General features: G+C 68.7%; 19 protein-coding genes. 15 read left to right on the top strand and 4 right to left on the bottom strand.

The genetic code is table 11. The annotated features are described in order from the left end of the window. Window positions 1-36: 36 nt before the first annotated feature. The gene (gene cobA, locus ACTJKH_RS08025; protein ID WP_440736469.1) at window positions 37-816 is read right to left on the bottom strand and encodes a uroporphyrinogen-III C-methyltransferase; all 780 of its coding nucleotides are present in this window, start codon (window positions 814-816) and stop codon (window positions 37-39) included. Continuing rightward, a complete protein-coding gene (locus ACTJKH_RS08020; protein WP_440736468.1) occupies window positions 813-1,553 on the bottom strand; it encodes a sirohydrochlorin chelatase in 741 nt (246 codons plus the stop codon). Before ACTJKH_RS08020 ends, cobA begins: the two co-directional genes overlap by 4 nt. Window positions 1,554-1,807: 254 nt before the next feature. Between ACTJKH_RS08020 and dnaK the strand changes: the two genes are divergently transcribed. The 4 genes from dnaK to ACTJKH_RS08000 are packed head-to-tail and all read left to right on the top strand — an operon-like array spanning window position 1,808 to window position 5,762. After that, window positions 1,808-3,670: a molecular chaperone DnaK gene (gene dnaK / locus ACTJKH_RS08015; protein WP_440736467.1), complete on the top strand. Its 1,863-nt coding sequence runs from the start codon at window positions 1,808-1,810 to the stop codon at window positions 3,668-3,670. Window positions 3,671-3,672: 2 nt separating this feature from the next. Beyond that, on the top strand, window positions 3,673-4,290 hold the full coding sequence (locus tag ACTJKH_RS08010; RefSeq protein WP_259161515.1) for a nucleotide exchange factor GrpE: 618 nt from the start codon (window positions 3,673-3,675) through the stop codon (window positions 4,288-4,290). A 7-nt stretch (window positions 4,291-4,297) separates the two neighbouring features. Beyond that, window positions 4,298-5,287: a DnaJ C-terminal domain-containing protein gene (locus tag ACTJKH_RS08005; protein WP_440736466.1), complete on the top strand. Its 990-nt coding sequence runs from the start codon at window positions 4,298-4,300 to the stop codon at window positions 5,285-5,287. A 43-nt stretch (window positions 5,288-5,330) separates the two neighbouring features. Further along, window positions 5,331-5,762: a heat shock protein transcriptional repressor HspR gene (locus ACTJKH_RS08000; RefSeq protein ID WP_440736465.1), complete on the top strand. Its 432-nt coding sequence runs from the start codon at window positions 5,331-5,333 to the stop codon at window positions 5,760-5,762. A gap of 17 nt (window positions 5,763-5,779) precedes the next feature. Here the strand turns inward: ACTJKH_RS08000 and ACTJKH_RS07995 are convergent, their stop codons facing one another. After that, complete coding sequence (locus tag ACTJKH_RS07995) at window positions 5,780-6,169, bottom strand: hypothetical protein (RefSeq protein WP_440736464.1); 390 nt, start codon at window positions 6,167-6,169, stop codon at window positions 5,780-5,782. A 174-nt stretch (window positions 6,170-6,343) separates the two neighbouring features. Between ACTJKH_RS07995 and ACTJKH_RS07990 the strand changes: the two genes are divergently transcribed. Continuing rightward, on the top strand, window positions 6,344-7,726 hold the full coding sequence (locus ACTJKH_RS07990) for an FAD-dependent oxidoreductase (RefSeq protein WP_440736463.1): 1,383 nt from the start codon (window positions 6,344-6,346) through the stop codon (window positions 7,724-7,726). Between the two features lie 18 nt (window positions 7,727-7,744). Here the strand turns inward: ACTJKH_RS07990 and ACTJKH_RS07985 are convergent, their stop codons facing one another. After that, window positions 7,745-8,389 carry a Pr6Pr family membrane protein gene (locus tag ACTJKH_RS07985; RefSeq protein ID WP_440736462.1) on the bottom strand — a complete coding sequence of 215 codons (645 nt, stop codon included), beginning with the start codon at window positions 8,387-8,389 and terminating at the stop codon, window positions 7,745-7,747. Window positions 8,390-8,595: 206 nt separating this feature from the next. Between ACTJKH_RS07985 and ACTJKH_RS07980 the strand changes: the two genes are divergently transcribed. The 10 genes from ACTJKH_RS07980 (at window position 8,596) to ACTJKH_RS07935 (ending at window position 20,013) form a co-directional block, all read left to right on the top strand. Further along, window positions 8,596-9,036 (top strand): DoxX family protein, encoded by a 441-nt coding sequence (locus tag ACTJKH_RS07980; RefSeq protein WP_440736461.1) that lies wholly within the window; start codon window positions 8,596-8,598, stop codon window positions 9,034-9,036. Between the two features lie 103 nt (window positions 9,037-9,139). Continuing rightward, window positions 9,140-9,805 (top strand): GntR family transcriptional regulator, encoded by a 666-nt coding sequence (locus ACTJKH_RS07975; RefSeq protein WP_210096150.1) that lies wholly within the window; start codon window positions 9,140-9,142, stop codon window positions 9,803-9,805. A gap of 156 nt (window positions 9,806-9,961) precedes the next feature. Beyond that, the gene (locus tag ACTJKH_RS07970) at window positions 9,962-10,930 is read left to right on the top strand and encodes a tripartite tricarboxylate transporter substrate binding protein (RefSeq protein ID WP_259161522.1); all 969 of its coding nucleotides are present in this window, start codon (window positions 9,962-9,964) and stop codon (window positions 10,928-10,930) included. Between the two features lie 80 nt (window positions 10,931-11,010). Further along, a complete protein-coding gene (locus ACTJKH_RS07965; RefSeq protein ID WP_210096148.1) occupies window positions 11,011-11,547 on the top strand; it encodes a tripartite tricarboxylate transporter TctB family protein in 537 nt (178 codons plus the stop codon). Further along, on the top strand, window positions 11,544-13,199 hold the full coding sequence (locus ACTJKH_RS07960) for a tripartite tricarboxylate transporter permease (protein WP_440736460.1): 1,656 nt from the start codon (window positions 11,544-11,546) through the stop codon (window positions 13,197-13,199). Before ACTJKH_RS07965 ends, ACTJKH_RS07960 begins: the two co-directional genes overlap by 4 nt. Window positions 13,200-13,222: 23 nt before the next feature. Then, window positions 13,223-14,065: a dihydrodipicolinate synthase family protein gene (locus tag ACTJKH_RS07955; RefSeq protein ID WP_440736459.1), complete on the top strand. Its 843-nt coding sequence runs from the start codon at window positions 13,223-13,225 to the stop codon at window positions 14,063-14,065. An 88-nt stretch (window positions 14,066-14,153) separates the two neighbouring features. Continuing rightward, window positions 14,154-15,851, top strand: coding sequence for a long-chain-fatty-acid--CoA ligase (locus ACTJKH_RS07950; RefSeq protein ID WP_440736458.1), 1,698 nt, complete (start codon window positions 14,154-14,156; stop codon window positions 15,849-15,851). A gap of 71 nt (window positions 15,852-15,922) precedes the next feature. Beyond that, on the top strand, window positions 15,923-16,909 hold the full coding sequence (locus ACTJKH_RS07945) for a LacI family DNA-binding transcriptional regulator (RefSeq protein ID WP_440736457.1): 987 nt from the start codon (window positions 15,923-15,925) through the stop codon (window positions 16,907-16,909). Between the two features lie 110 nt (window positions 16,910-17,019). Next, window positions 17,020-18,651, top strand: a complete 1,632-nt coding sequence (locus ACTJKH_RS07940; protein WP_440736456.1) for a fucose isomerase — start codon at window positions 17,020-17,022, stop codon at window positions 18,649-18,651. Window positions 18,652-18,804: 153 nt separating this feature from the next. Continuing rightward, entirely contained in the window at window positions 18,805-20,013 is a 1,209-nt protein-coding gene (locus tag ACTJKH_RS07935) for an endo-beta-N-acetylglucosaminidase H (RefSeq protein ID WP_440736455.1), read from the top strand. Window positions 20,014-20,025 lie beyond the last annotated feature (12 nt).

Below are 20,025 nucleotides of genomic sequence, written 5' to 3'. Positions count from 1 at the left end.
TCGCATCCAGTCTGCCACCTCGCGACTGAGGGTGGCCTAACTCGGGGCTGTCCCGGAGTGCGGGCTGAGGGCGACGACGTCGCCGATCACGACGACCGCGGGAGATCGCACCTGCCGAGCCGCGGCGAGGTGGGCGATCGTCTCGAGCGTGCCGACGGTCACCCGCTCGTGTGCGCCGAATCCGTCTTCGATGATCGCGACGGGGCAGTCGCCGCCGCGCGCGCCCGAGGCCAGGACATGCGCGGAGTGGCCGAGGGTGTTCACGCCCATCAGCAGGACGATGGTGTGGTCGCGCCCACCGCCGAGCGCCTCGATCTGGTCGTGGGCGCTGGCGACGGTGAACGTCTCGGAGACGCCGCGCTGGGTCAGAGGGATGCCGGCCAGGCCCGGCACGGCGACGGCGCTCGTCACGCCGGGGATCACCTCGACGGGGATGCCGGCCGCTTCGCAGAACAGCTGCTCTTCCCGCCCTCGGCCGAAGACGAACGGGTCGCCGCCCTTCAACCGCACCACGCGGCGCCCCTCGCGGGCGAGCGACACGAGCAGCTCGTTGATGCCGTCCTGGGGCACAGGATGGTGACCGGGGAGCTTGCCGACGTCGACGACCTCGGCATCGATCCGTACGCCGTCGTCGGCGAGCTGGGCGAGCACGGCTCGCGCTCCGAGTCGGTCGGCGACGATCACTTCGGCGTCCTGCAGCGCACGGAGCCCCCGCACGGTCAGCAACCCGGCATCGCCGGGGCCGGCGCCGACGAGCGTGACGGATCCGACGGTCGTGACGGATCCGACGGTCGGGCCGATGCCGTCGGCTGTCACGGGTGCGCGGCTTCGGTGATCGGGCCGACGGGGGAGAGCAGTCGCGCCGACGCCTCGTCGTAGCGGGCGACGATGAGGTCGATCAGGGGCTGCGGCACGGTGATTCCGTCGAGCAGGGGCAGGGTGACGGTTCTGCCGTCGGCCTGGCTCACGGTCATGTCGAAGAAGAACCCCTGAGCGAGCAGATAGGTCGAGACGACCGCATCCGGGTGCGCGGCGACCGCCGTGGGCAGATCGGGCTGACGGGCGGCGAGGTAGGCGAGCTCGACCCGCGCGCCGAGGCGGAGGGAGAGCAGGGACGCCATGGCCTCGGCATCCGTCAAGGAGTCGGCGTCGCGAGAGCCGGCGACCGCGAGGATCACGGGTTCGCGGGGTCCGGTGTCGGCGGAGGGCGTATCGGCCGATGCGTCGGCGAGGCGATCCGCCAGCACCTCAGCGAGTCGAGGGTCGGGTCCCATCGGGTCGCTGACGACGGCATCCGCCTTCTTCGCCGCCATGCCGTGCAGGTCGTGGTGCACATGGAACCCGCGCGACAGCAGCAGCGGCACGATCACGACCGGCCCGTCGATCGTCGGCAGCAGGTCGGCCGCGTCGGGCTCCTGCACGTCGACGAAGGCGCTGCGCACCTCGACGTCGGGGACGGCTGCCGCGACGGCGTCGACCAGGTCGGCGATCGCTCGGGCGCCCTCGGCATCCGAGGTCCCGTGTGAGACGGCGAGCAGGATCGGGCGGCGCATGCTGAGACTGTAGGCGAGCCGTGTGACGGCGGTGTTTCGAGCATCTCGCTCCGGCCCGGGGCAGATGTGCGGGTGCGGATGTGTGGGCTCGTGGTCCGGTCGGAAACGCGGCGCGACCAAAGTTGAGCCGATCCATATCAACTTTGTTTGACAGCATCCGGAGGTCGGAGTACAGTTGAGTCATCGCGACTCAGGTTTCCCTGATCGCCCCGGATTTCCAGACCACATCAACCTCAGCAACAAAGGAGAATCACATGGCACGTGCTGTTGGAATCGACCTCGGTACGACGAACTCCGTCGTCAGCGTCCTCGAGGGTGGCGAGCCGAAGGTCATCGCCAACGCCGAGGGCTTCCGCACCACCCCCTCGGTCGTCGCCTTCACGAAGGACGGCGAGGTGCTCGTCGGCGAGACCGCGAAGCGCCAGGCCGTCACGAACGTCGACCGCACCATCGCATCCGTCAAGCGCCACATGGGCACCGACTGGACGTTCGACGTCGACGGCAAGAAGTGGACGCCGCAGGAGATCTCCGCGCGCATCCTCCAGAAGCTGAAGCGCGACGCCGAGTCCTACCTGGGTGACACGGTGACGGACGCCGTCATCACCGTCCCCGCGTACTTCAACGACGCCGAGCGTCAGGCCACGAAGGAGGCCGGCGAGATCTCGGGCCTCAACGTCCTGCGCATCATCAACGAGCCCACCGCTGCGGCCCTCGCATACGGCCTCGACAAGGGCAAGGAAGACGAGCTCATCCTGGTCTTCGACCTCGGTGGCGGAACGTTCGACGTCTCCCTGCTCGAGGTGGGCAAGGACGATGACTTCTCAACCATCCAGGTGCGCTCGACCGCCGGTGACAACCGCCTCGGTGGAGACGACTGGGACCAGCGCCTCGTCGACCACCTGATCAAGCAGTTCAAGGAGACCACGGGCGTCGACGTCTCGGGTGACAAGATCGCCCTGCAGCGTCTGAAGGAGGCTGCAGAGCAGGCCAAGAAGGAGCTCTCCTCCTCGACCTCGACCAGCATCAACCTCCCGTACCTGTCGCTGACCGAGTCGGGCCCCGTCTCGCTCTCCGAGACCATCACCCGCGCGAAGTTCGAGGACCTCACCAAGGACCTGCTCGACCGCACCAAGAAGCCGTTCGAGGACGTCATCCGCGAAGCCGGCATCAAGGTCGCCGACATCGACCACATCGTGCTCGTGGGTGGATCGACCCGTATGCCGGCCGTCGCCGAGCTCGTCAAGCGCGAGACCGGCAAGGAGGCCAACAAGGGCGTCAACCCCGATGAGGTCGTCGCCGTCGGTGCCGCTCTCCAGGCCGGTGTCCTCAAGGGTGAGCGCAAGGACGTGCTGCTCATCGACGTCACGCCCCTCAGCCTCGGCATCGAGACCAAGGGCGGCATGATGACCAAGCTCATCGAGCGCAACACGGCCATCCCGACCAAGCGCAGCGAGACCTTCACCACGGCAGACGACAACCAGCCGTCCGTCGCGATCCAGGTCTTCCAGGGCGAGCGCGACTTCACCCGCGACAACAAGCCGCTCGGAACCTTCGAGCTCACCGGAATCGCCCCGGCCCCCCGTGGCATCCCGCAGATCGAGGTCACGTTCGACATCGACGCCAACGGCATCGTGCACGTGTCCGCCAAGGACAAGGGCACGGGCACCGAGAAGTCGATCGTCATCTCCGGCGGCTCGTCGCTGTCGAAGGAGGACATCGAGCGCATGGTGCGCGAGGCCGAGGAGCACGCCGCGGAAGACAAGGCGCGCCGTGAGGCCGCCGAGGTCCGCAACCAGGCCGAGACGCTCGCATACTCGATCGACAAGCTGATCACCGAGAACGACGACAAGCTGCCTGAAGACGTCAAGACCGAGGTCAAGGCCGACGTCGACGCGCTCAAGACGGCTCTGGCCGGCGAAGACGACGAGGCCGTGAAGACCGCGTTCGACAAGCTGAACCAGTCGCAGGGCAAGATCGGCGAGGCCATCTACGCACAGTCCCAGGCAGAGGGCGCTCCCAACGCCGACGCCGCGGGCGAGGCTCCGGCCGATGACAGCTCCTCCGACGAGGACGTCATCGACGCCGAGGTCGTCGACGACGAGGACGAGAAGAAGTAATCATGACGGACAAGAACTTCGAAGGTGACGACGAGGTTCGCAGCGAGGGGTCGGATGCTCAGGCATCCGGCCCCGCGCCGCAGAACCCGGACTCCGATGAGGCCAGGGCCGCGGAGGGTTCCGATGCGGACTTCACGATCGACGACATCCTGAACGCGGATCAGACGGCCGAGGCCGCCGCAGGGGATGCCGCGCTCGCGGATGCCGAGGACGCGCTCCTGCACGACCTCAAGCGCCTCCAGGCCGAGTACGCCAACTACCGCCGCCGCACCGAAGAGCAGCGCCAGGTCGAGATCGAGCGCGCGAAGGGCGAGGCCGCCAAGGGCCTCATCCCCGTGCTCGACGATCTCGACCGCGCCGCCCAGCACGGCGATCTGGTCGAGGGCACGCCCTTCGCCGTGATCGCGGGCAAGGTGCGCACGGTGGTGGAGCGCCTCGGTGTCGTCTCGTACGGTGAGAAGGGCGAGGAATTCGACCCGCAGCGCCACGAGGCGATCTTCCAGCAGCCCACCCCGGGCGTCGAAAAGACCACGGTGCTCGAGGTCGTCGAGGTGGGTTACCGCCTCGGTGATGTCGAGCTGCGTCCCGCGAAGGTCGTCGTCGCCGTTCCCGCAGAGTAGGTGATCGATGGCTAGCCAGGACTGGTTCGACAAGGACTTCTACAAGACCCTCGGGGTCTCGAAGGACGTCAGCGACGCCGATCTCAAGAAGACGTACCGAAAGCTCGCTCGCAAGTACCACCCCGACTCCAATCAGGGTGACGAGAAGGCCGAGGCGAAGTTCAAAGAGGTCAGCGAGGCGTACTCGGTGCTCTCTGACGCGGAACAGCGCAAGGAGTACGACGAGATCCGCGCGATGGGCTCGGGCGCACGCTTCACGGCGGGCGGCACGGGCGCGGGCGGCTTCGAAGACGTCTTCAGCCGGTTCGGGCAGCAGGGGCGCGGGCAGCAGCAGTCCGCCGACTTCGAGGACATCTTCGCGATGTTCAATCAGGGTCAGGGTGGCTCGTTCGGCTCCGGTCGGTTCGGGCAGACCTCCGGTGGATTCCGCGGGTTCGGCGGCCCCCAGAAGGGAGCCGACGTCACGGCGCGCACCACGCTCGACTTCGCCACTGCCGTGCAGGGAGAGACGATCTCCCTGCAGGGAGACGACGGCAAGCCGTTCAAGGTGAAGATCCCCGCCGGTGTCGCCGACGGGCAGAAGATCAGGCTCCGCGGCCGCGGCCGTCCCTCGCCGGACGGTGGGGAGAACGGCGACGTCGTGGTGCAGATCGCGGTGCGGCCGCATCCGGTGTTCACCCGTGAAGGGCTGAACCTCCGCGTGGTCGTACCGGTGACGTTCACCGAGGCGGCGCTCGGCGCGACCATCGAGGTTCCGACGCTCGGCGGCGACACGGTCAAGCTGCGTGTCGCCCCCGGCACCCCGTCCGGACGCGTGCTGCGCGTCAAGGGACGCGGCGTGACCACCTCGAAGGGCACGGGCGACCTGCTCGCCGAACTGCAGATCGCGGTGCCGTCGCACCTCGACGAGGCTGCTCGGGAGGCGCTGGAGAAGTTCCAGGCACTCGAGCCGGCGGAGAACCCGCGTGCCGACCTCATGGCGAAGGCACGGCGCTAGAAGATCATGACGAACGCGAACACCGAGGAGGAGGTGATCCACTGTGGCTGACCAGCGCGTGGACGCCGACACCCCGGTGTTCGCGATCGCCGTCGCCGCCCAGCTCTCGGGTCTTCACCCGCAGACGCTGCGGCAGTACGACCGCATCGGGCTCGTAGTGCCCGGTCGCACCTCCGGCGGCTCTCGTCGCTATTCGACCCGCAACATCGAGCAACTCCGCGAGGTCGCCCAGCTGTCATCCGAAGGCATGAGTCTTCCGGCGATCGCGCGTGTCCTCGACCTCGAAGACGAGAACCGGATGCTGCGCAGCCGCGTGGCCGAACTCGACGCCGCGCTGCGCGCCGAGCGGGAGAACCGCCCCGGCGTCCGCGTGTTCGCCGCCGGTGCCGCGGGCGTCATCCCGATGCCCAGTGGCCGCCGCCTCCGCCGCTCGGCCGAGGTCGTCCTCTGGCATCCGGGCGGCGGGCGGGACTGACCCGCCGAGGGCGACCCCTACGACGATCGCCACACCTTGGTGGCGAGGTTCGCGACCTCCTTGTCGAGGGTGTCGAGTCGGTGGTCGAGTATGTCGATGCGACCGTTCAGATGCGCATCGAGCGCTTCGATCTGTCCGGTGAGTCGGTGGTCGAGCGCTTCGATCTGTCCGGACAGTTTTCCGTCGAGTGCTTCGATCTGGCCGGTGAGCCTGCCGTCCAGCGCCTCGATCTTCCCGGCGAGTGTTCCCTCGAGATGGCCGATCGTTCCGGAGAGCGTGCCGTCGAGGCGGCCGATCTCGGCCCGCACCACTCTGCCGAAATGCGTCGTCACAAGGGTGAAGCCACCCAGGAGCGCGGCACCGAACACCCCTATGAGCGTCCAGACCTGAGGCTCGTTCATCGTCATGACTCCATCCTGTGAGGGTCGCGCCAGAATGGCAGTGTGGGGTCGTCGGAGGCCGCCCGCCCGTTCGTGATCCTGCGGGTCTGGGGAGAGTCGGGGCGAGCCCCGCTTCGGTGCAGAAGGGAACACCGAACCCGCGCATCCATCCGCGCGCGGTATCGTTGCGACACGATGAGGATGACGCGTCGCACACTGCTGATGGGCGCCGGAGCCGGTGTCCTGGGGGTCTTGCTGGCCTCCTGCACGCCCGAGCCGGCGCCGTCGCCCACGCCCGATCGGTCGCCGACTCCGAAGCCGACATCCGACACGATCACCCCGGCGGCGTTCGCCCGCAGCTCGTGGTCCACGGATCCCTTCGCGCTCGGCGCCGCGAGCTTCACGCCCGTCGGCACGCAGGTCAGCGAACGCGATGCGCTCGCGGAGCCGATCGACGACCGCCTGTTCCTGTCCGGCGAAGCGACCGACACCGAAGCGCCGGGCACGATCGCGGGCGCTCTCCGCTCGGGGGACCGCGCCGCCGGGCAGCTCCTGCGTGCGGCGGCGACAGGCGAACGGGTCGCGGTGATCGGCGCGGGGTTGGCCGGGGCCGCGGCGACAGCACGGCTCGTCGCCGACGGTCTGCAGGTCACGGTCTTCGAGGCGCGCGATCGCGTCGGCGGACGCATCCATTCCGTCGTCGACGACAAGGACTGGCCCTTCCCGGCGCAGCTGGGAGGGTGGCTTCTCGGCGCATCCGACGGTGAGATACGCGACCACCTCACCGAGCTCGATGTCCGCGACGTCTCGCTCACCGGAACGCGATGGCGGTCCGCCGACGGCGACGTCGAGCCGGTCTCCACCGAGCCCGTGCAGGCGGCGATCGCCTCGGCGCAGCAGGGCGTCACCGACATCTCTCTCGAGGATGCGCTGACCGAGGCGGGGGCCGACCCCACCGAGCCGGGGCTCGCGGCGCTGCTCGCCTCGATCACGGCGTTCTCCGGGGCTGACGCCGCGCAGGAGTCGTCGTGGTTCCCGCCGGCGCTTCCGGCCGATGAGTACATCGCGCCGCTCGGCGACCTGACGCCTGTGATCGAGGGGCTGCTCGACGGTGCGAAGCTCAGTCTCTCGTCGCCCGTGAGCCGCATCGCCTACGACGAGAAGGGTGTGAGTCTCGGCATCGCGTCGGGCGAATCGCTGTCGTTCGACCGGGTGCTGATCACCGTGCCGCTCGGCGTGCTCAAGGGCGAGGGGCTGCAGTTCGCTCCGGCTCTGCCGTTCGGCCACCGCGGTGCGATCGCCGCGCTCGGCATGGGTCGCATCGAGACCGTCTGGCTGAGGTTCGACGAGCCGCTCGCCCTCGCGGCGCCGCAGACCGAGGGCGAACCCGAGGCGGCGATCTGGCATGCCGTCGGCGGCGACGGGCTCATCCGCACCTGGTTCAACCTCGCCCCGGTCACGGGGGAGGACGTCGTCGTCGGCATCGTCGGCGGAGAAGCGGCCGACGCGTTCGCGAAGCTCGACGATCAGAAGGTGCTGGAGGCGGCGATCGCCTCGCTCACGCCGTTCCTCACCGCCGTCTAGCGGGGTCCTGCGCGGGGTTCAGACCTCGGGGCGCTCGTGGCCTCGCCGCCGCATCCTGCTGACGAGCACGATGACCGTTGCGACGAGCGCGAAGATCGCCAGAGCGATCCCGCTCGTCAGCAGGAACTCGGGCGGGCCCGACACCTGACGAGGATCCAGGAAGTAGTAGGGGTACCAGCCCACCGAGGGGCCGCGCCACAGGGTGACGCCTCCCCAGGCGAGCGGAAAGGCCAGTGCCGTCGGCACGATCCACCACGGCACACCGCGGTGCCCCGGCGTGAGCACCCAGGCGATGGCCGTGCACGCGGGCAGATAGAAATGCAGCACCTGATCGGACCAGGGCACGTCGACGCGGATGCCGCGCAATCCCGCCTGCCACACGATCAGCGCGAAGGCGAGCCCTGCGGTGATCGTCCAGGTCAGCACCAGCGCCAAGGAGACGGTGAACCAGCGTGGATCCGCGGTCCGGATGAACGCCAGCACCGCCCCGATCAGCAGCACGACGACGAGCGCGCAGTTGGACTGCACTGTCAGGTAGGCGAAGAAGTTCTCGCCCGCGATCGTGCGCGAGCTCAGGCCCCAGAACAGGCGATGCACGAGCGCGACGGTGCACACGGATGCCGTCGCCAGGCGCAGCACACCGAATGCCGATCGTGCCCTCACCTTCGTCCCTGCCCTCTCCCGGCTGCGACCATCGCCCTCCCCAGCGTGATTCACGCCACCCGGCGAGTCTACGGAAGGCTGCTCGACGCGGGCTCCGAGCCGGGCGCGCTCAGGAGAAGGAAAAGTGCGCTTTCTACCGTCGGAGCAGGGAACGACCCTGCTCCGCGCCTGGCGCGCGGTGTCCTGCCACGAAGGAACATCTCCTCATGACGAACACCACCGCCCCCTCCGCCGCCTCTTCGCTGGGACTCCTCGTCCTGCGTGTCGTCGTCGGCTTCGTCTTCGCCGCTCATGGAGCGCAGAAGATCTTCGAGTACACCCTCCCCGGGACCATCGGCAGCTTCGCCGGCATGGGCGTGCCGCTGCCCGAGATCGCCGCGCCCGTCGTCGCGTTCGTCGAGCTGATCGGCGGCATCCTGCTGGCACTCGGACTCTTCACGCGCCCCGTCGGCATCCTGCTCGCGGTCGACATGGTCGTGGCGCTCGTCGCCGTGCACCTGCCCGCGGGCCTGTGGGTGGGCGAGGGCGGATACGAGTTCGTCGCGGTACTCGGGGTCGCCGCGCTCGCGCTGGCCTTCACCGGAGCCGGACGCTTCTCGCTCGACGGGGCGTTCCTCCGCGGACGTGTTCCCGCCTGGCTCAGCTGACGAGAAGGTGCTCGGCGCGAGCCGAGAGAGGGAGCGCCGTCGCGGCGCTCCCTCCGCCATGTCGCCCGGTGTGTATCCTGTCAACTGTTAACAGGAGGTCACCGTGACACAGACCGTGAAGCGCGGAGAGTCCCTCGGAGCGCAGGTCGCGCAGGTCCTGCGCCAGCGCATCGTCCGCGGAGAGCTGGCGCCCGGCGCCCGCATCACCGAAGAGGCCCTCGCCGAGGAGTTCTCGGTGAGCAGGGGACCGATCCGCGACGCGCTCACCCAGCTCAGCTTCGAGAAGCTCGTCGAGGTGCAGCGCCCTCGTGGCGTGTACATCACCGGACTCTCGCAGGACGACGTCGATCAGCTGTACAGCCTGCGCGGCGCCCTCGAGCAGCTGGCGCTCTCGCGGGCCATGCGAGTGGACGACGACGCGCGCTGGGCGGCGATGGCTGCGGCCGTCGGGCGGATGGGTGCCGCCGCCGACAGCGGTGATCACGCGGCCTTCGTCGCCGCCGACCTCGAGTTCCACTCGGAGATCTACGCGCTCGCCGACCATCCCCGGCTGCAGGGTGCCTGGAGCCAGTACCTGCCGACCTTCGCCTCGCTCCTCGAGGTCACGATCAATCACGACGACGACCTCCACGAGTCGTCGGACGATCACGTGAAGCTGATGGACGTGATGCGCTCCGGCACACCGGAGGAGGCGGCCTCGGTCCTGACCGCCCATCTCGACGGCGCCCGCGATCGGATGCTCAGCGAGCTCGCCGGCCGCCCGGCCTGACAGTCGGTTCTCGATCCCGACCCTGCGCGCACCGACGCGACGGCACGGCTTCGACCGCACGGCCTCAAGCATCACTCCGAGTGTTGACTGTTAACAGTCAACACTGCTACGGTCGGGGATGTCGACAACAAGGTCGACCCACGTAGAGGAGCAAAGATGCCCCGCATGCGCATCACCCGGGCGGCCGCCGCGATCGCGGCCGTCGCCGCCACCGCTCTCGTCCTGTCGGCCTGCACCAAGGTCGAAGAGGGTGAGGATGCGGCATCCGCCTTTCCCGAGAACGACATCCGCCTGATCATCCAGGCCAACCCCGGCGGCGGGTCAGACCTGTCGTCGCGCGCCCTCGCCACCGAGCTCGAGGGGATCCTCGGCGTCAGCGTCATCCCCGAGAACATGCCGGGTGCCGCAGGCGCGCTCGCCATGGAGTACGTCGGCGCGCAGGATCCCGACGGCTACGTGATCGGGTTCGCCCCGGTCGAGATCGCGATGCTCAACACCACGCAGAGCGCGAACGTGCTCCCCGAGGACTTCGATCTGCTCGGCCAGATCATGCTGGCTCCCGGAGTCATCACGGTCGGCGCCAACAGCGGCATCGAGTCGCTCGAAGACCTCGTGGCCCAGGCCAAGTCCGGGGCCGTCACGGTCGCCAACTCCGGTGCCGGCTCGATCTGGGAGGCCGCGACCGTCGGCCTCGGCGATGCGACCGACGCGACCTTCTCTCCCGTGCCGTACGACGGTGGCGCGACGGCCGTCGCCGCCGCCGCATCCGGAGAGACCGTCGCCGCGGTGTCGGGTCTCGGTGAGGCCCTCGCGCAGGGCGAGGCCGTGCGCATCCTCGCCGTCATGAACGACGAGCGCCACCCGGATGCCGAGGACGTGCCCACGGTCGATGAGGCCATCGGCGAAGACGTGGTCTTCGGAGGGTGGGGTGGCATCTACGCCCCCAAGGGCCTGCCGGACGACGTCAAGGGCGAGCTGGAGTCCGCGGTGAAGGAAGCCGTCGAGTCCGACACCTACCAGCAGTTCCAGAAGGATGCGGGGAACCTCGTGGTCTACCGCGACTCTGCGGAGTGGACGACCTTCGTCGACGAGCAGTTCGACCTCTTCAAGGAGCTCCTGGGCTGACCGGCCCTCGGAGAGCGGGGCCGGGCTCATCACCGGCCCCGCACCATCCGATGACGCACGTCAGACCAGGAAGGAGCACCATGTCCCACGCCGATGCCACCAGCCCGGCCGAGCAGGACGAGCAGCAGGGCGCACCCGCGTCGCGGCCGCTCGAGATCGTCTTCGGATTCGTCGCCCTCGCGTTCAGCGCGGGCTATCTGTTCCTCGCCACCCAGATCCCGCTGCGCCGCGAGGCTGCGCCCGGTCAGATCGACGCGCGTTTCTGGCCCATGGTCATCGCCGTCACCGCCGTGGTCATCTCGCTCGCCGTTCTCGCGGTGGCCGTCACGCGGCCCGCACAGGGCCGCGAAGACCTCGACCGCATCCAGTCGGGAGGTGTCATCCGGGTCGTCGCCACTCTCGCGATCGCGGGTGTCTTCATCGCCGTCTGGTCGCTCGGCACCGTCATCCTGTTCGGCTATCGCATCGAGGTCTTCCCGGTGGCGGCCGCACTGCTGATGGCCGGCCTCATGCTCCTCTACGGCCACCGCCGCTGGCTGAGCCTGATCATCTACTCCGTCTCCGTCACGGCGTTCGTCTACGTCGTGTTCGGCATGCTCCTGAGGATCCCGCTGTGAACGCGCTCATGGAGGGGCTCGACTCGCTCCTCGACATCTCGATCCTGCTCTACATGCTCGTCGGGCTCCTGCTCGGCTTCATGGTCGGAGCCTTCCCCGGCATCACCGCGACCATGGCCGTCGCCCTCGCCGCCGGATTCACACTCACGCTCGAGCCCGTGCAGGGCCTCGCCGTGCTGCTGACGATCTACGTCGCCGCGAACTTCGGTGATCGCGTCCCCTCGATCCTCATCAACACCCCGGGCACCCCCGCGTCGATCGCCACGACGCTCGACGGCTATCCGATGGCGAAGCAGGGCAGAGCAGGCCTCGCCCTGACGATCTCGGCGATCGTCTCGGCCGTCGGCATCCTCGCCTCCCTCGTGCTGTTCGCCGTCGCGGCGGTGCCGATCGCGAGCTTCGCCCGCGACTACTTCAAGTCGCCGGAACTCTTCGCGCTGGTCGTCTTCGGCATCTCGATCATGATCGGCATCTCATCGAAGTCGATGCTCAAGGGCATCCTCGCCGGTCTCTTCGGGCTCATGCTCGGCACCGTCGGAACGTACGCCGCCACAGCCGACCAGCGCTTCACCTTCGGGGTGCTCGAGCTGGTCGAGGGCGTCAACTTCATCGCCGTGATCATCGGACTCTTCGGCATCGCCGAGCTCTTCGACCAGCTGCTCACGTATCGGAAGTCGAACGTGCGACCCATCTCGAGCCTCGGTCGCTGGTGGCCGAATCGCTCGGAACTGAAGCAGAGCGGGCGGGCGACCGCGGTCGGCGGCGCTGTCGGCCTCGGAGTCGGGCTCATCCCCGCGGCCGGTGGCGACATCGCGGGCCTCATCGGCTGGGAGCGTGCCCGCAAGGCCTCGAAGCACCCCGAGATGTTCGGCAAGGGGTCGATCGAGGGCGTCGCCGCCTCCGACACCGCCTCGAGCGCCACACTCGGCGGCTCACTCACGACGACGATGGCGCTCGGCATCCCGGGTGACTCGGTGATGGCCGTGATGATCGGCTCGATGATCATCTGGGGCATCACGCCGGGCCCGACCCTGTTCACGAACCGTCCCGACCTCGTCGTCTCGATCGTCGGCATCATGCTCGTCGCGACGCTGCTCTCGCTGGGTCTGAGCCTCGTCCGCATGAAGGGCATGGTCAAGCTGCTCGACGTCCCGCAGCCGTACCTGTGGAGCGGCATCCTGATCTTCTGCATCATCGGCACGTACGCCACCTCGAACAGCCTCTCGACCGTCATCACGATGCTCGTGTTCGGCGTGATCGGCGTGCTGCTGAAACGGATGCAGGTGCCGGCCGGGCCCATCGTGCTCGGCCTGCTCCTCGGCCCGCTCGCGGAGGAGAACCTGGCTCGCACGCTGGCGATCCTGCCGACGCGCCCGTTCTTCGAGGTCGTCAGCCCGATCGCGATCGTGCTGCTGGTGCTCGCGGTGCTGTCGATCGTGATGCCGGCCATCCGTGCGGCCCGCAGCCCTCGTGGTGAGCGCGCCTCGCTCGAGGACTCGATCCTGTCGGCCTCGACGGTCGAGCAGATCGAGAAGGCGCACGAAGAGCTCGCCGCGGACCCCGACCTGCTCACGTCGACCGTGCGCAATGTCGACCCCTCAGCCCGCGCGGCCCGCAAGGCCCGTAAGAACTCCAAGGAGACCGAGAAGTGACCCGCTACGACATCCTAACCGCCGTGCCCACCGCCTTCCACAGCGACGGCGCACTCGATCTCGAGGGGTCGCGGGCGATCTTCCGGTTCGTCGCAGAGTCCGGGAACGAAGGCGCCTTCGTGCTCGGCACGACCGGCGAGTTCCCCGCGGTCGACGCCGCCGAGTTCGCGGCGATCGTCGAGGCGGCGCTCGCGGAGCTGAAGGATCGGATGCGCGTCGTCGTGCACGTCGGCCAGCCCAGCACGTTCGAGGCCCTGCGCCTGGTCGAGATCGCGAAGGGCCTGGGCGCGACCGAATTCGCCGCGCTCACGCCCTACTACCTGAAGGCGACGGACGACTCGATCTTCGAGTACTTCGCGGCCCTGTCCGATGCGATCGGCGACGGTCGGCTCTACGTCTACATCTATCCGGCCCGCAGCGGCAACCCGGTCTCGGTCGAGCTGCTCGCGCGCCTCGCCGAGCTGCCGAACGTCGTCGGTGCGAAGGTCAGCGAGCTGTCGCTCGACGAGATCGCCGCCTACCGCGCCGCGGTGCCCGCCGACTTCGATCTGTACACGGGCGCCGATCGCGACCTGATCGCCGCGGTGCAGGTCGGCGCGCAGGGTGTCGTGTCGGGCGTCTCGTCGGTCACCCCCAAGCCGTTCCGCGCGCTGGCCGACGCAGGACGCTCGGGGGATGCCGGCGCGATCGCCGCCGCCCAGGCCGCGGTCGACGATGTGGTCTCGCTCATCGGCGGCGACATGGCGCGCATGAAGGAGGCCTACCGGGTGCTCGACGTCGTCGACACGCACTGCCGCATGGCGATCGCCGAGCCGACGGATGCCGAGCGCGCCGCGGTCGCGCAGGTCGTGGCCGCGCACCGGTAGGGGCCGGGGGAGGGCGGGGCGGCAGGGCTTCGGCGCTGTCGCCCTTTCTGTCACCCCTTCTCACAGGCGCCCGCGACATGATGGGATCATGCCCGTCAATCCGTACGACTCCCGCCCGTGGCTCGACTCCTATGCGGACGGTGTCCCCGCCGACATCGAGACTCCGTCGCAGACGTTGCCCGAGATGATCGAGGCGAGCATCACGACGTTCGGCCGACGACCGGCGCTCGAGTTCTTCGGCGTCGTCACGTCGTATCGTGACCTCGGCGATCAGATCCTGCGCGCCGCCGAGGGGCTGCGGCGCCTGGGTGTGAGCAAGGGCGACCGTGTGGCGCTGGTGCTGCCCAACTGCCCCCAGCACGTCGTGGCCTTCTATGCGGCGCTCCGCCTCGGCGCGATCGTCGTCGAGCACAACCCGCTCTACACCGCCAGGGAGCTGCGGCATCAGTTCGAGGATCACGGGGCCAAGGTCGCGATCGTCTGGGACAAGACGGTCGACACGATCGCGGACTTCCCCGCCGACCTGCGGGTCGAGCACATCGTGAGCGTCGACCTGACCGAGGCCATGCCCGCTGCGCAGCGGCTCCTGCTGCGGTTGCCCATCCCGAACGCGCGCGCGTCGAGGGCGAAGCTGACGAGCACCCCGAAGGCGCGCAGGGCGTTGCCCTGGAAGAAGATGATCGATCATCGCCGCCTCTCGCGCCGCGTCGAGGGCCCGACCCTCGCAGACACCGCACTTCTGCAGTACACGAGCGGGACGACGGGCGTGCCGAAGGGCGCGATCCTCACGCACGCGAACCTGCGCGCCAACGCGATGCAGGGGCAGGCGTGGGTGCCGGGTCTGGTCGCCGGGGAGGAGACCTTCTACGGCGTGCTGCCGCTGTTCCACGCCTACGGCATGACGCTCTGTCTGACCTTCGCGATCAGCATCGGCGCGAAGCTGGTGCTGTTCCCGACCTTCGATCTCGGCCTCGTCACGAAGGCGGCGCGCACGAGCCCACCGACGTTCCTCCCCGCTGTCCCGCCGATCTACGACCAGCTCGCGAGGGCCGCGTCCCGCGGAACGATCGACCTCTCGACCGTGAGGTTCGCGATCTCCGGCGCCATGAGCCTGCCGGTCGCGACGGTGCAGCGATGGGAAGAGGCGACCGGAGGGCTGCTCGTCGAGGGCTATGGCATGACCGAGAGCTCACCCGTCGCACTCGGCAACCCGATGGGTCGCAGTCGGCGCCCCGGAACAGTGGGCGTGCCCTTCCCGAGCACGGAGATCCGCGTCGTCGATCCCGCGGACACGGACGTCGATGTTCCCGTGGGGGAGCGGGGCGAGCTGCTGGTCCGCGGCCCGCAGGTGTTCCAGGGATACTGGCGCAGACCGGGCGAGACCGCCGACGTGCTGCTCGCTGACGGGTGGCTGCGCACGGGCGACATCGCCGAGGTGTCGGCCGACGGCTTCGTGACGATCGTCGACCGCCTCAAGGAGCTCATCATCACGGGCGGGTTCAACGTGTCTCCCACCGAGGTGGAGGATGCGCTCCAGGCGCACCCCGACGTGCTCGCTGCCGCCGTGGTCGGCCTCCCGCGCTCGAGTGGCGGCGAAGAGGTCGCGGCGGCCGTGGTGCTCCGTGACGGCGCGGAACTCGACGCGGGCGCCCTGCGCGACTTCTGCCGCACGAGGCTCACTCCCTACAAGGTGCCCAAGCGCATCGTCGCGATGGATGACCTTCCGCGCTCGCTCATCGGCAAGGTGCTGCGTCGTCAGGTGCGGGATCGGATGCTCGCGGGCTGAGCCGCGAGCTGAGCGGGCGTGCGGGGCCGTGCGTGCTCGCCGCGAATCGTGAAACCGGTTACAGTGTGCCGATGGTCACGATCTACGACGTCGCCCGGCTCGCGCAGGTCTCGCCGGCCACCGTCTCTCGCGTGTTCAACGGGACCAGCGTCTCCGACGAGAAGGTCGCTGCCGTGCGCCGCGCGGCCGAGCAGCTGAGCTTCACGCCCAATCGCACCGCACGCAACCTGCGTCGGCAGAGCTCCGAGGTGATCGCTCTCGTCATCCCGGACATCGAGAATCCGTACTTCACCGAGATGGCCCGCGGTGTCGAGGACATCGCCTCCGAGGCCGGGTACTCCGTGGTGCTGTGCAATACGGACGCCCAGGTCGAGAAGGAGGCGACCTACCTGCGGATCGCCATGGCCGAGCACATGTCGGGCGTCATCATCGCGACCGCCGACGAGGATTCCGACCTCGACAGCATCCTCGCGACCGGTCGTCCCGTCGTCGCGGTCGACCGCAGCACGAGCTACGACATCGACGGCGTCGTCATGGCGAACCGGGCGGCGGGCACTTCGGCGGCGAAAGATCTCATCGATGCCGGATACCGTCGCATCGCCTACATCGGCGGGCCGGAGCACATCGACACGGCCGCCGAGAGAGCCGCCGGATGGCGGTCGGCGCTGGGGGCGGCGCATCCGGATCTCGACCTCGACGGACTCGAACGGTTCGCCACGTTCCGCGTCGACGGAGGGCGCACGGCGATGGAGGAGCTCCTCGCGCTCCCCGAGCCGCCGGATGCCGTCGTGGCCGGGAACAACCTCATCGGCGTCGGAGCGATCCAGGTGCTGACGGAACACGGGCTGACCCCACCGCAGGTCGGGGTCGCCGTGATCGGATCGCTGCCGTTCACCACCCTCTCGCCCACAGCAGTGACGGTCGTTCGGCTGCCCGCCCGTCACATGGGCGTCACGGCGGCGCGCATGCTGCTGGAGCGCATCGGCGGCGACGAGCAGCCCTCGCGCACGGTGGTGCTGCGCAACGAGATCCAGCCGGCCAGCGTCGTCAGGGTCTGACGGAGTCTGCCGCGCTCTCTCGCTGAGACGGGAGCGTCCTCACGCCTTGTGCCATGAAATCGATTTCGCGTACAGTGGCAGAACACGTGCGATCAAGGAGGACGCGAGTCATGACCTACACCCTGCCGGCACCGGCATCCCGACCGGCATCCGCCCCGAAGACCGCGTATCTGATCGCCTCGGGCGACCTGCGCGAAGCCGCGAACACCGGCGGCTGGCCCGTGCAGGTCGAGCTCGAAGCCGGCGTCACCGGAGTCTTCGCGGATCTCGGTTGGACCGTCATCCGCGCCAACGACGTCGACCCGGCGACCGGGCACGGCTTCATCTCGAGCCAGCGCATGGGCCTCGAGGTCTTCAAGAACATCCCCACGGATGCTCCGCTCATCGTCGCCGAGGCCGTGTGGCAGTACTCGCACCACGTGCTCGCCGGCCTTCGCACGCACGAGGGTCCGATCCTCACCGTCGCGAACTTCGCGGGGGACTGGCCGGGACTCGTCGGACTGCTCGGCTTGAACGCCGGCCTCACGAAGATGGACAAGCCCTACGCCACGATCTGGTCGGTGGATTTCACCGACGAGTGGTTCAGGGCCGGGATCCGCGAGTGGACGGAGACCGGATCGATCACGCACGACGCCTCGCACGTGCGCCCGCTGCCCGAGCTTCCCGACAGCCCCGAGAAGGCGCTGGGAGAGGCGCTCGCCGCCGAGCTGCTCGCCGAGAAGGCCATCATCGGCGTCTTCGACGAGGGCTGCATGGGGATGTACAACGCGATCTTCGACGACGAGCTGCTGAACCGGACGGGCATCTACAAGGAGCGCCTGTCGCAGTCGGCGCTCTACGCCGAGATGCTCGAGGTCTCGGATGCTGAGGCGGATGCCGCGTACGACTGGCTGATCGACGCCGGCATGACGTTCCGCTACGGCGAGGACGCCGAGACCGAGCTCACCCGTGAGCAGGTGCAGTGGCAGCTGAAGATGTACATCGCCGCCCTCCGGATCGCCGACGACTTCGGACTCGACGCGGTCGGCATCCAGTACCAGCAGGGTCTGAAGGACCTGGTGCCGGCATCCGACCTCGCCGAAGGCATCCTGAACTCGACCGAGCGTCCGCCGGTGACCTCGCGCGACGGCTCGCGCGTGCTGCACGAGGGCCGCGCCTTCCCCCACTTCAACGAGGCCGACGAGGGCGTCGCGGTCGACGCGCTCGTCACCGATCGTGTGTGGCGCGCGATGGGGCTCGTCCCCGACAACACGCTGCACGACGTGCGCTGGGGTGAGGACTTCGACGGGCAGTTCGTCTGGGTCTACGAGATCTCGGGCTCGGTGCCCGCCTCGCACCTCGGCGGCTGGCAGAACGCCGAGGGCTGGCGTCAGGGGCACGTCTTCTTCCCGGCGGGCGGCGCCACGATCAACGGCGTCTCGAAGCCGGGCGAGATCGTGCTGTCGCGCGTGTTCATCGCAGACGGAATCCTGCAGGCAGACATCTTCCGGGCATCCGTCGTCGAGCTTCCGGCGGAGGAGACCCAGCGCCGCAAGGATGCGACGAACCCCGAATGGCCGATCGCGCACGTCGTGCTGCACGGCATCTCACGCGACCAGTTCATGGCCCGCCACAAGGCGAACCACGCGCAGCTCGTCTACGCGCCGGACGCAGAGACCGCCGACAGGGCGCTCATCGCGAAGGCGGCGATGTTCGCGGGCATGGGCATCAAGGTCAACGTCGTCGGAGACGCGACGATCTGAGCGGGCGCGCCCGAGTCGGAGAAGGGGACGGATGCTGCTGCATCCGTCCCCTTCTCCATGCCCTTCACCTCTGATCACTTAAGCGCTATAGTCGGCGGCAGGTCGCGAGGGTGCGACCGGATTCGACAACGATGCCGAAGGAGAAGAACCGTCATGAGTCAGAACGTCAGGAGTCACCGATTCCGGAGGATGATCGCCGGTCTCGGAGTGCTCGCCACCGCCGCTACCGGTCTTCTCGCCGGGGCCTCGGGCGCAGCCGCCGAAGATGCGGCACCCGTGGACCCTCAGCTCGCCGTCTACGTGGAGGTGAACTCGAACGATTTAGCCAACGTCGCCGATTACACCCTCGCGGACTCCGGAGACACCGCCATCGACATGGCGATGATCTTCGCGGCGAACATCAACTATGACGGTGAGAAGGCGTACCTGCACTTCAACGAGCGCGTCACCGAGACGCTCGAGAACGCCGAGACGCAGATCCGTCCGGTCCAGGCGAAGGGCACCAAGGTGCTGCTCTCCGTGCTCGGCAACCATCAGGGCGCGGGCTTCGCGAACTTCGCGTCGTTCGCGCAGGCGGATGCGTTCGCCGCCCAGCTCGCCGACGCCGTGACGACCTACGGCCTGGACGGCATCGACTTCGACGACGAGTGGACCGAGTACGGCGCGAACGGCACACCGCAGCCCAACCCGCAGTCGTTCGGATGGCTCGCGACGGCGCTGCGCGACCGACTCGGCCCCGACAAGATCATCAGCCTGTACGCGATCGGACCGACGTACACGACGACCGACTTCACGCTGTTCGACGCGGCTGACGTGCTCGACTACGCGTGGAACCCGTATTACCCCACCTACGACGCCCCCACCGTGCCGGGCCTCGAAGACCGGAGCCTGCTCGGCGCGGCCGCGATCGATCTCTCGGCGACGAGTGCTGCGACGGCGGCCGAGTTCGCGACTCGCACGGCAGCCGATGGCTACGGCGTCTACGTGGCCTACAACCTCACCGCGACCGACCAGTCGGCATACCTCTCGGGGATCACGCAGGCGCTGAAGGGCGAGGGGACGGAGTATCGGGCGGCGCCCCGCGACACCACGTCGCCGACCGTGACGATCAAGGAGGGCTCGCGGTTCACCAAGGTCAGGGCCGACGGGGCGTATCAGCGCGTGAGCTTCACGCTGTTCGACGAAGGCAAGATCGACAGGGTCTCCGTCAACGGGGTCGTGAAGGATCTCACGGATGACACGTGGAGCGATCTGAACTTCGTGAAGCCCGGCGCCTTCGGCGCGGTCCGGGGTGCGAACACGCTGCAGGTCGTCGACGTCGCAGGCAACACCACCGAGGTCTCCTTCGTCCTGTCGAAGTGAGCACCCGAGCGC

The organism is Microbacterium sp. 22215 (assembly GCF_052045655.1).
Classification (GTDB): Bacteria; Actinomycetota; Actinomycetes; order Actinomycetales; family Microbacteriaceae; genus Microbacterium; species Microbacterium phyllosphaerae.
This window is presented reverse-complemented; position numbering and strand designations above follow the sequence as displayed.